This is a genomic window from Mesorhizobium sp. M5C.F.Ca.IN.020.32.2.1 (assembly GCF_004023105.1).
Taxonomy (GTDB): domain Bacteria; phylum Pseudomonadota; class Alphaproteobacteria; order Rhizobiales; family Rhizobiaceae; genus Mesorhizobium; species Mesorhizobium wenxiniae.
On record NZ_RZSX01000095.1, the window covers coordinates 1 to 11,210 of the forward strand.

Here is an 11,210-nt window from a genome sequence, read left to right on the forward strand (position 1 = left end):
ACATATTGCAGCGCGTGGCGATCGGCCGTTCGGCGATTATGGAGCCGGCGATCTTCCTGCTCGACGAGCCGCTGTCCAATGTCGATGCGGCCTTCCGGGCGGTGATGCGGACCGAACTGAAGCAGTTGCAGCGGCAGTTCCGGCAGACCATGGTCTATGTCACCCACGACCAGCTCGAAGCGATGACCATGGCCGACCGCATCGCGGTGATGGACCACGGCGTGCTGCAGCAGGTCGGCACGCCGCTCGAGGTCTACAACGATCCGGCCAATGTCTTCGTCGCCCGCTTCATCGGTGCGCCGGGGATGAACCTGCTCAGAGGCAGGCCGGCGGAAAGCGACCGTGGGCTGGTCGTCGATCTCGGGCCGCTCGGTGTCACGCCGCCGCTGCCGGTCGAATTTACCGCCGCTGTGCGGGGCGTGCGGAGTGAGGTGCTCTACGGCTTCCGACCGGAGCAGGTGACATTGGCCGAAAGCGGCCGCGGCCTGTCGATGCCGGTGAATTTCGTCGAACGGATCGGCGCGCGTACCATTATCCATCTCGGCGACGGCGAGGCTGCGGTGAAGGCGGTGCTCGACAATGATGTGGGACTTTCGGTCGGGCAAACAGCTGTGATCGCACCGGCCGCGCAGTCGGTACGCGTCTTCGACGCCGCCACCGGCCTTGCCATGAAAGCGGGCTGAGACCATGGCCGATATCGTTTTCCGCAATGTGACGAAACGCCATGGCGCCACGATCGCCGTCGACGATGCCTCGTTTACGGTCAACGACAATGAGTTCTTCTGCTTCTTCGGTCCGCCGCTGTCGGGCAAGTCGACGATGCTGCGTCTGGTGCTCGGCTTGGAAACGCCTGACTCAGGCGAGATCCTGATCGGCGGCAGTCCGGTCAATACAATGTCGCCAGCCGAGCGCAACGTCGCCATGGTGTTCCAGAACCTGGCGCTGTTTCCGCATATGAGCGCGCGCGACAATGTCCGCTTCCCCTTGGTCGAACGCCGGGTCGCCGAGGCCGAAATCGAAAAGCGTGTCGCCGACGTCGCGGCCAAGCTGCATATCGGCCACATCCTGCGCAAGCCGCCGGCGCAGCTGTCCGGTGGCGAGCGGCAGCGCGTTGCGATCGCCCGCGCGCTGGTGCGCGATCCCAATGCCTATCTGATGGACGATCCGATCTCGGCGCTCGACGCCAGGCTGCGCGAGGAGACGCGCGTCGAGCTGAAGCGCATCCAGCGCGAGCTCGGCAAGACGCTGATCTATGTCACCCACGACCAGGAAGAGGCGATGTCGGTTGCCGACCGCATCGCCATCCTGGAGAACGGCAGGATCAGACAGATCGGCGCGCCGGCCGAGATCTATGACCGGCCGGCGAGCACTTATGTGGCGCGGCTGCTCGGTTCGCCGATGATGAATATCTTGAAGTCGCTGCGCGGCGAGGGCGGCGTCGAGGCGGCTGAAGGCGCGATCCGTATCGCGGACAAGGCTGCTCCGGCCGATGCCGTCGAAATCGGGCTCAGGCCAGAAGACATCAAGGTGCGGCCCTGGTCGGATGGGGAAATATCGGAGGGTGGAGTCTCAGACGGGCGCGCGGGCCGCCCGGCGCGAGTGTTCGAGGTCGAGCCGCTCGGCGGCTATACCGTGGTGACACTCGCTGCCGGGCAGGCGCGCCTCAGGGCACTGCTGCGCGGCCAGCCGGATATCAGGCCGGACGCGATGGTGGCGATATCCTGCGAGCCCGGCCGCGTGCATTATTTCGGGCAAAGCGGGGCAGCGCTGGGACGATGACAGCGGCCGCAAGAAACGAGCATCGGGAGAAAGACATTGACGAGCAAAGACTTCGAGCCGGACGTTAAAGTCCGCACCAGGGAGTACAAAATCGGCTGTGTCGGCGCCGGCATGATCATGGCCGAATGCCATCTTGCCGCATACAAGGACGCCGGCTTTCCGGTGGTGGCGATCGCCTCGCGGACCAAGGCCAGTGCCGAGAAGGTCGCCAAGCGCTGGGAGATCCCGACCGTCCACGACACGCCGGAACAATTGATCGAGGACGAAAACGTCGAGATCATCGACCTTGCCTTTCCGCCGGACCAGCAGCCGGCGCTGATCCGCCATGCGCTGAAGCAGAAGCACATCAAGGCGGTCCTGGCGCAGAAGCCGCTGGCGCTGTCGCTCAAGGATGCGATCGAGTTGCGCGACGAGGCGGCCAAGGCCGGCAAGATCCTCTCGGTCAACCAGAACATGCGCTACGATCAGTCGATGCGCGTGCTGAAGCAGATCATGGACAGCGGCGCGCTCGGTGACATCGTCTTCGCCCAGATCGACATGCATGCGATCCCCCACTGGCAGACCTTCCTCGAGGACTACGACCGGCTGACGCTTGCCAATATGAGTGTCCACCATCTCGACGTGCTGCGTTTTCTGTTCGGCGATCCCGACGAGATCACGACGCTGACCCGCAAAGATCCGCGCACGCGCTTCGACCATTCGGACGGCATCACTGTTTCGACGCTGCGGTTCCCGTCCGGCGTGCTCGCCGTTTCGCTGGAGGATGTCTGGTCCGGTCCGCGCCAGGAGGGCTACAAGGACGACCAGCACATCAACTGGCGCGTCGACGGCACAAAGGGCGTCGCCAAAGGCACGATCGGCTGGCCGACGGGCGCTGCCTCGACGCTGACCTATGCTTCGACCGAGACCACCGGGGGCGAATGGATGACGCCCAACTGGGACACGATGTGGTTCCCGCATGCCTTCATCGGCGTGATGGAGCAGCTCCAGCACGCGGTGAAGACCGGCACGCCGCCGGCGCTGTCCGTCGCCGACAACGTCAAGACCATGGCCCTGATCGAAGCCGGCTATCGCTCGATCGACGAGGGCCGCACGGTCAAGCTTTCCGAAATCTCGACAAACTCAATCAACTGAATCGCTTACGGGGAGGATTTCACATCATGATGCAGGCAGGTATTTTCACGGGCTATTTCCCGTACAGCCTCGAGGAAACCGCGCAGAAGATCCGCGCGCTCGATTTCAACACGGTGCAGCTCGACCTCCATTTTAAGGATGTTGACCTGTCGGCCGGGCAGATCACCAAGGAAAAGGCCAGGACGGTTCGCGACACGTTCCGCGCCCACAATCTGCCAGTGTGCTGCGTGTCGGGCTACACCAACATCATCCATCCGGACAGAGCGGAGCGCGAGAAGCGCGTCGGCTATCTCAAGGAGATCATCCGCAGTGCGCGCGATTTCGGCTCGCCTTACGTGATCTCGGAAACCGGCACCTACAACAGCGAGTCCGACTGGGTGCATCATCCCAAGAACAAGACCGAGGAAGGGTTCGAGGAATGCCGCAAGGTCATATCAGACCTTGCCCAGACGGCCTACGATCACGGCGCGGTCTTCCTGCTCGAAACCTATGTCAACAATGTCGTCGGCTCGGTCGAGGAAACGGTGAAGATGTTCGCGCAGGTCGATCATCCCGGCCTCGGCCTGTTGATGGATCCGACCAACTATTTCGAGACGCACAACATCGACAAGATGGACCAGATCCTGAACCAGGTGTTCGACACGCTGACCGACAAGATCAGAATAGCCCATGCCAAGGACGTCAAGCGCTCGGGCGGTGACAAGTCGGAGAAGCACGCCGACATCGGCGACGAGGACGCGCTGGAGAGCCACACTTTCCGCGGTGTTGGCGAGATCGAGCTGCCGGCGCCAGGCCTCGGTTCGCTGAACTACGACCTCTATCTCAGGCGGCTGGCCGAAAAGCACCCGAACATCCCGGTTATCATCGAGCATCTTTCGGAAGATGACGTGCCGCGCGCCAAGAAATTCCTCGACGGCAAATTCCGCGCCAACGGACTGTGACGGCACGGTTCGGCTACCAAAAAAGGGAGGAAGAGAAATGTTGAAATTCGTGTCGAAACTCGCCGTTGCCGCGACCGTGCTCGCCGGCGTGACCATGGGCTCGGCGCTGGCGCAGGATGCTCAAAAGACGTTCTACCTGCTGTCGCATGGCGGCCCATCGGATGCCTTCTGGCTCGACTGGAATGCCGGCGCCACCAAGGCCTGCGACCAGCTCAAGGTGACCTGCAATATCTCCTTCAGCGGCGGCGACATGGCGGCGCAGAAGGAAGCGTTCAACTCGGCGCTCGCCGCCAAGCCCGACGGCATCGGCACCACCTCGGCGCAGCCAGGCCTGTGGACCGAGGAGGTCAAGGCGGCCAAGGCCGCCGGCATCCCGATCGTGTTCTTCAACACCGACGATCCGGCGACCGGACGGCAGGCCTATGTCGGCGCTGACCTCAAGGAGGCCGGCGCCATCTGGGCAAGATACCTGGTCGACCACAGGATGGTGAAGCAGGGCGACAAGGTGTTCCTGCCGGTCGAAGTGCCGGGAGCCAGCTACCAGCAACTCGAGACCGAAGGCATCGCCAGCGTGTTCGATCCGCTCGGCATCAAATATGACGTCGTCGATTGCGGCACCGATCCGGCCGGTATCATCGCCAAGATGACCGACTATATGGTGGCCAACAATCCGCCGGCGATCATCGCGCTCGGCGATTCCGTGGCGGCCAGCATCAAGCGGGTGTTCGACGGCGCTGGCGTGCCGGCTGGCAAAATCCCGGTCGTCGGCTGGGGCAATTCGAAGGAAACAGCCGAATCCGTCAAGGCCGGCTTCGTCAACGCAGCGGCCTGGCAGTTCCCTTCGGCACAGGGCTTCATGCCGGTTGCTTTGCTCGGGCTCGCCGCCTCGGGTGAGCCGATCGGCTACGACATCCACACGTTCAGCCTCTACGACGCCTCGAGCGTCGAACCGATCCTGAAACTCTACAACAAGTGATGGAAACTGACGTCCGCCGCGCAGGCGGCGGGCGTCACCCTGAGATATGGTCAAGCAGTCATGACAATCGCCGCAGAAGAGGAAATGCCGCGCTCCAAACGCAGGTCGAGCCTGATCCGCTCGCCGCAATTCTCTTCGCTCGTCATCCTGATTGTCCTGCTGGCGGTGTTCGCCGTTGCTGATGCCAACTTCCTGTCGCCGCTCAACATCTCCAACATGATGGCGTTCCTGCCCGAACTCGGCATCATCGCGCTCGGCATGACGCTGCTTCTCACCGCGGGCGAGTTCGACCTTTCGGTCGGAGCCGTGTTCGGGTTGGCACCGGTCGTGGTCATGCTTCTGGTGCAGAACGGCGGGTTTGAGATCGGCATCGCCCTGCTTGTCGGCCTGCTGCTCTGCATAGCGATCGGTGCGGTCAACGGGCTGATCGTCACCAAGATCGGCATCTCCTCCTTCCTGGTCACGCTGTCGATGCTGCTCGTGGTGCGCGGGGCTGCGCTCTACATCACGCAAGGCTTTCCGCTGAAATCCTGGGACCAGCCAGGCTTTTTCGTGACGCTGCTGGCCGGCAGCTTCAATATCGGAACGTTCCGTTTCTATACATCCTTGTGGTGGTTCATCGGCCTGTCGCTGCTGGCGATCTACGTCCTGCACTACGCCAAGCTCGGCAACTGGATAAGCGCCATCGGCTCGAACCGTAACGCTGCCGTGGCGCGCGGCGTGCCGGCCGATGCGGTCAAGGTCTGGCTGTTCATCCTGACGTCCGCGCTGGCCGGTCTCGCCGGCATGATCAGCGCGTTCCGCATCTCTGCCGCCTCGCCGGTGGCCGGCACCGGCTATGAACTCGAAGTGATCGCCATGGTGGTGGTCGGCGGCACGGCGCTGACCGGCGGGCGCGGCACGATCCTGGGCACGATCGTCGGCGCGCTGATGCTGCGCAGCATCCGCAACGGCATCGTGCTAATCGGCGTGCCGGGGCTCGCCTACAACATCTTCGTCGGCGTCATCATCCTTGCCATGCTCATCCTGCACGCTTTGCTGCAGAAGAATGCCGCCAGGAACTGACAATGGAAGTGCTTCGGTTGCAGAACCTGCAAAAGTCCTTCGGCAGCGTCCGCGCCCTGAAGTGCGCATCGTTCGCACTCAATGAAGGTGAAGTGGTGGCCTTGGTCGGCGACAACGGCGCCGGCAAATCCACCCTCATCAAGGCGATCTCCGGTGTGTTTCCCGTCGACCGCGGCGACATCTATGTGCGCGGCCAGAAAGTCTCGATCCGCTCGACGCGCGACGCGATGGATCTCGGCATCGAGACCATCCACCAGGACACGTCGCTGGCGCCGGACCTGAGCATCGCGCGCAATCTCTTTCTCGGTCGCTAACCGGTCAATCTGAAATGGCTGGGCGTTTTCGCGCCGCTCGATCTCGCCAAGCTTCGCGACGCCGCCGCGGCGCTGCTGAAGCGCGTCGGCATTTCGAAAAAGCTCGACGCCGATGCGCTGGTCAGCACGCTTTCGGGCGGCGAGCGCCAGTCGATCGCCATTTCGCGGGCGATGCAGTTCGCCGCCAAGGTCATCATCCTCGACGAGCCGACCAATAATCTCGGCGTCGAGGAAACACACGGCGTGCTGCGCTTCGTCAAGGAGGTGCGCGCGGCCGGCCATTCGGTGCTTTTGATCACCCACAACATCCATCACGTCTTTCAGGTCGCCGACCGCATCATCGTCATGCGCCGCGGCGAGATCGTCGCTGAGCAGACGGTCGCCGATACCGATCTGTTGACGGTGGAAAGCATCATTACCGGCGCCGATATGTCGGCCCTGCTCAAGGAGACGAGAGCGAAGTGAAGGAACTGGCCGTCACATGGTAGAGCTTTACGGCAAGACGCTGTCGCGCCGGCAGGTTTCGGAACGGTCCGGCATGCTGTCGCAATTCGCCGGCGTGCGGCTGATGACACTTGGCGACGGCGTGGAGCGCGGCATTCGCATGCTCGAATTCCGCACCGGCTCCGGCCTGCGTTTCACCGCGCTGGTCGATCGGGCGCTCGATATCGCCGATTGCGACTTCAAGGGCCAGGCGATCGGCTGGCATTCGCCGAGCGGCTTTCGCCATCCCGGTCTGCATGAGTACGAAGGCGAGGAGGGGCTGGCCTGGGCGCGTTCCTTCTCGGGCCTGCTGCTGACCTGCGGTCTCGACCATATATTGTTCATGAACGAGGTTCCCGCCGACAGCTACAATTATCCCCCGAAGAAAACGGTGCGCCATTCGCTGCATGGCCGCATCGGCACCATTCCGGCGCGCCTGACCGGTTACGGCGAGACCTGGGACGGCGACGGCTGCGTGCTGTGGGCCGAAGGCATCGTCCAGCAATCGACTGTGTTCGGCGAGGATCTGCATCTGCTGCGGCGGATCGAAGCCGATGTAGGCGGCAACGAGATCCGGCTTTCGGACCGGGTCTTCAATCACGGGTTCAGCCGGACGCCGCATATGTATTTCTACCACATCAATGTCAGCCATCCGGTGCTCGACGAGGGGGCTCGCTATCTGGCGCCGATCCGTGACGTTGTGTGGGCCGGGCATGCCGGCGAGCGCTACGAGGCGCAGAAGGTCGGCTACCGCACAGTGCCGGCGCCGCAATTGGGTTTCAAAGAGCAGGTCTGGCAGCACGAGCTTGGCGCTAACGGCGCCGGGGAAGTGCCGGTGGCGGTGGTCAACGACCGTCTTGGCCTTGGGCTGGAAGTCGTGACCCGCAAGGATCAGTTGCCTTGTGCCTATGAGTGGCAGAATTTCCAGGCAGGGCACTATGCGCTGGGCATCGAGCCGTCGACGCATCATGTGCTCGGCAATCTGGCGGCCCGAGAACGCGGCGAGATGATCTGGCTGGAGCATGGCGAGAGCCGCTCATACAATGCGGTGTTCCGGGTTCTCGATGGCACCGGCGACATCGCTGCCGCTGAAAGCCGGATCGCGGCGATCGCCCGGCAGCCGCAACAGGATTATCCGCTGCCGTCGGGCAATTTTCCGGTGCTCGGAGGCAGGTCGCGATAATGGCGAAGAGGATGCGAAACACCAGTTGGGAGGCTGAGTCCGATCGGAGCGGGGAGGGCTCTCGGGCCATCAGGATTTGGAGGTCACAATGGCTGGCACAGTGAAGCGCGACTACAGCCTGGTCGGCGAGAGCACACGCAGGGCGATCGAGACGGGGCTGGCTTCGGCCGAGTGGTATCACACCGACGTCTCCCGCAAGGCGATCAAGGAGTTGATGCAACGGTCGGATGGCCCGGCCATCCGCGACACGATCATCTGGATCGTCGCCATCCTGGGTTCAGCTGCCGGCGGCATTTATTTCTGGGGCACCTGGTGGTGCGTGCCGTTCTTCTTCGTCTATGGCGTCCTCTACGGCTCCTCCAGCGACTCGCGCTGGCACGAATGTGGTCATGGCACTGCCTTCCGAACGCGCTGGATGAATGATGTGGTCTACCAGATCGCCAGCTTCATGCTGATGCGCAATCCGGTGACCTGGCGCTGGAGCCATGCCCGCCACCACACCGACACCATCATTGTCGGACGCGATGCCGAGATCGCCGTGATGCGCCCGCCGGACCTGCTGCGCACCGCACTCGCTTTCACCGGTATCCTCGATTTTCGCTACTCGCTTCCGGCGCTGGTACGCCAGGCGTTCGGCAAACTGACGCCCGACGAGAAAAGCTACGTTCCCGAGATGGAACAGCCCAAGGCCGTCATCGCCGCGCGCTGGCATATCGTGATCTACATCGCGACCATCGCGGTCGCTCTTTACACGTGGTCGTGGCTGCCGCTGGTGCTGATCGGCGTGCCGCGCCTGTACGGCACCTGGCACATGGTGCTGACCGGCCTGCTGCAGCACATCGGCCTGGCCGACAATGTGGTCGACCACCGGCTCAACACCCGTACCGTGTACATGAACCCGATCAGCCGGTTCATCTACTGGAACATGAATTACCATGTGGAGCATCACATGTTCCCGATGGTGCCCTATCACGCGCTGCCCAGGCTGCACGAATTGATCAAGCACGATTTGCCTGAGCCGAACCCGTCGATGTGGCATGCCTATCGCGAGGTCTGGCCGGTCTTGCTCAGGCAGCTCAAGTACGAGGACTATTTCCTCAAGCGCGAACTGCCGCTGACGGCGCGGCCCTATCGTGGCGAGTTCCACGAGGTGAACATGTCGGCGGCCGCGGAATAAGGCACTGGGCACTGCCGCAATACAGATTTCAGGAGAAACAGAGATGGCCGATTGGGTCGAAGCGTGCGCCGTGGACGATGTCGAAGAAGAGGATGTCATCCGCTTCGATCATGGCGGCCGCACCTTCGCGATCTATCGTTCCCCTGATGACGAATTCTTCGCCACCGACGGGTTTTGCACGCATGAGAAGGCCCACCTGGCCGATGGGCTTGTCATGGACGACATCATCGAATGTCCCAAGCACAATGGCCGCTTCAATTACAAGACCGGCCAGGCCAAAGGGGCTCCCGTCTGTGTCAATCTGCAGACCTATCCGGTCAAGATCGAAGCGGGCAAAGTGATGATCCAGATCAATTGATCTGCTTTAATACACGCAACAAGGGGACCAAAATCGATGAGCCGTAAAAGACCCACGATCGCCGATCTGCGCGCCATGAAGGGCAAGCGGCAATTGACCATGCTGCGCGTGTTGACGATGGACGAGGCCGAGGCAGCCGAAAGAGCCGGGGTCGACATCGTCTCGGTGCCGCCGGAGCTGGTGCTCAACCCGCAATACCGCGATGCCGCACCCAGCCTGTTCACCATGCCGGGCGACAATTTCTACGAGATCGGCACAGCCGACGACTTCGTCCGCTGGGCGTTCCGGCTCTACAAGGCGAGCGCCGACGCGGTCTATTGCAGCGCCGGCTTTGCAACTGTCAAACGGCTGGCCGATGACAATATCCCGGTGATCGGCCATGTCGGACTGATCCCGTCGCGCGCCACCTGGACCGGCGGCTTCAAGGCTGTCGGCAAGACAGCCGACAGCGCCATGCAGATTTTCGAGGCAGTCAAGCAGTACGAGGCCGCAGGCGCGGTCGGCGCCGAGATCGAAGTGGTGCCGGTCGAGGTGGCCAATGCGATTTCGGAGCGGACCTCGCTGATCATGCTGTCGATGGGGGCGGGCACCGGCTGCGACGCGCAATATTTGTTCGCCGACGATATCCTTGGCCAGAACCGTGGCCACATGCCGCGCCACTCCAAAGTCTACCGCAATTTCGCCGCCGAATATGACCGCCTGCAGGCGGAACGCATCGCCGCATTTTCCGAATATGTCGCCGACGTGAACAGCCTGGCCTATCCCGAAGACAAGCATGTGGTGCATATGGACCCGGACCAACTCGGTCTGTTCATGGAGAAGATCGACGCCAGATGAAACGCGTCGGCTAGGACCTGCTCGACAATATCGTCAGCCGGCATATGCGACGGCCGGCGCTATGGCAGCCATGTTCCCGTAGCCAGCGCAGCGTAAAGCGCCTCCGCGTCAATACCGAGCGCTCTGTCTTCCCTAAGCGGCGCGACGAGGGCACGCACGGCTGCGTGAATTCCCGCTGTGCCCGGCGCCAGCGTCAGCCCGTCGCGCAGGTCGACGGCCTGTGCGGCGGCCATCAGCTCGAAGGCGATCAGCCGCTGCCACAGCACGATCATGTCGGCGCATTTCGAAACGGCCAGCGGTGCTTGCGTCGCATGGTCCTCAACGCCCTCCGAGACCTGCAGGAAGTCGAGCATCACCGGGTTGGCCCTGTGGCGGATGGCGGCGAGAATAGCACTTACTGTCTTTTGCAGCGGCACGAAGCCGGCCGAAGCGCCGCCGACCGGCGACAGATATTTGGGCAGGCCGTTGCGGCCTGAGCCGGTAAGCTGGATGAAGCGGGCAGCACAGGCGGCCGCACATTGAGCGATGGCAAGACTGAGCGTCTCGAAGGCAAGCGACAGCGACGGGGTGTGAAAATTGCCGGTCGACAGCACCGTGTCGTCGTCGCCCAGCACCAGCGGGTTGTCGGCGGCGGCGTTGAGCTCGATCTCGACAGCTTGCCTGGCCTGATCGATTGCCTGCAACAGCGCGCCATGGATCGACGGCATGCAACGGATCGACAGCGGGTCTTGCAAGGTCGCCGGCGTCGGCGCCTTGTCGCGTGCCAGCACATCGCGCAAGCCTTGCGCGGCCTGCTGCTGGCCAGCGGCCGGTCGCGCCGCCTGCAGGCGCGGATCGAGGATCGTCTGGTTGGCGCCGATGCCTTCAATGGTCAGCGCGCCCGCCTGCTGTTGTTGTGCGAAGGCGGACAATGCGTCAGCCGCTGCCAGCGCACCGCTGCCGGCGGACACCGCCGAGGCGCTT

10 protein-coding genes and 2 pseudogenes are annotated in these 11,210 nt (G+C 62.9%); 11 read left to right on the forward strand and 1 reads right to left on the reverse strand.

The genetic code is table 11. The features are described from left to right. From EOA86_RS07285 to EOA86_RS07335, 11 genes and pseudogenes are all read left to right on the forward strand, one after another. Nucleotides 1-683 (forward strand): annotated as a pseudogene (locus tag EOA86_RS07285) (sugar ABC transporter ATP-binding protein); the annotation flags it as partial. Nucleotides 684-687: 4 nt separating this feature from the next. Then, the gene (locus EOA86_RS07290) at nucleotides 688-1,779 is read left to right on the forward strand and encodes an ABC transporter ATP-binding protein (RefSeq protein WP_128341104.1); all 1,092 of its coding nucleotides are present in this window, start codon (nucleotides 688-690) and stop codon (nucleotides 1,777-1,779) included. A 36-nt stretch (nucleotides 1,780-1,815) separates the two neighbouring features. After that, complete coding sequence (locus EOA86_RS07295) at nucleotides 1,816-2,913, forward strand: Gfo/Idh/MocA family oxidoreductase (protein WP_128341105.1); 1,098 nt, start codon at nucleotides 1,816-1,818, stop codon at nucleotides 2,911-2,913. A gap of 26 nt (nucleotides 2,914-2,939) precedes the next feature. Continuing rightward, nucleotides 2,940-3,854 carry a sugar phosphate isomerase/epimerase gene (locus EOA86_RS07300; RefSeq protein ID WP_128341106.1) on the forward strand — a complete coding sequence of 305 codons (915 nt, stop codon included), beginning with the start codon at nucleotides 2,940-2,942 and terminating at the stop codon, nucleotides 3,852-3,854. 37 nt (nucleotides 3,855-3,891) lie between these two features. After that, the gene (locus tag EOA86_RS07305; RefSeq protein ID WP_127209144.1) at nucleotides 3,892-4,830 is read left to right on the forward strand and encodes a substrate-binding domain-containing protein; all 939 of its coding nucleotides are present in this window, start codon (nucleotides 3,892-3,894) and stop codon (nucleotides 4,828-4,830) included. Between the two features lie 60 nt (nucleotides 4,831-4,890). Beyond that, a complete protein-coding gene (locus EOA86_RS07310; protein ID WP_127209145.1) occupies nucleotides 4,891-5,895 on the forward strand; it encodes an ABC transporter permease in 1,005 nt (334 codons plus the stop codon). Continuing rightward, a pseudogene (locus EOA86_RS07315) lies at nucleotides 5,892-6,674 on the forward strand (ATP-binding cassette domain-containing protein). The gene EOA86_RS07310 and the pseudogene EOA86_RS07315 overlap by 4 nt, the downstream one beginning before the upstream one ends. Before the next feature lie 16 nt (nucleotides 6,675-6,690). Beyond that, nucleotides 6,691-7,875, forward strand: a complete 1,185-nt coding sequence (locus tag EOA86_RS07320) for an aldose 1-epimerase family protein (RefSeq protein ID WP_128341107.1) — start codon at nucleotides 6,691-6,693, stop codon at nucleotides 7,873-7,875. 88 nt (nucleotides 7,876-7,963) lie between these two features. Then, a complete protein-coding gene (locus tag EOA86_RS07325) occupies nucleotides 7,964-9,052 on the forward strand; it encodes a fatty acid desaturase family protein (RefSeq protein WP_127209147.1) in 1,089 nt (362 codons plus the stop codon). A gap of 43 nt (nucleotides 9,053-9,095) precedes the next feature. Then, a complete protein-coding gene (locus EOA86_RS07330) occupies nucleotides 9,096-9,410 on the forward strand; it encodes a MocE family 2Fe-2S type ferredoxin (RefSeq protein WP_127209148.1) in 315 nt (104 codons plus the stop codon). Between the two features lie 36 nt (nucleotides 9,411-9,446). Further along, nucleotides 9,447-10,247 (forward strand): 3-methyl-2-oxobutanoate hydroxymethyltransferase, encoded by an 801-nt coding sequence (locus tag EOA86_RS07335; protein WP_127209149.1) that lies wholly within the window; start codon nucleotides 9,447-9,449, stop codon nucleotides 10,245-10,247. 59 nt (nucleotides 10,248-10,306) lie between these two features. Here the strand turns inward: EOA86_RS07335 and EOA86_RS07340 are convergent. Then, nucleotides 10,307-11,210: aromatic amino acid lyase (locus tag EOA86_RS07340; protein WP_164891601.1), on the reverse strand; the 904-nt coding region annotated here is incomplete at its 5' end.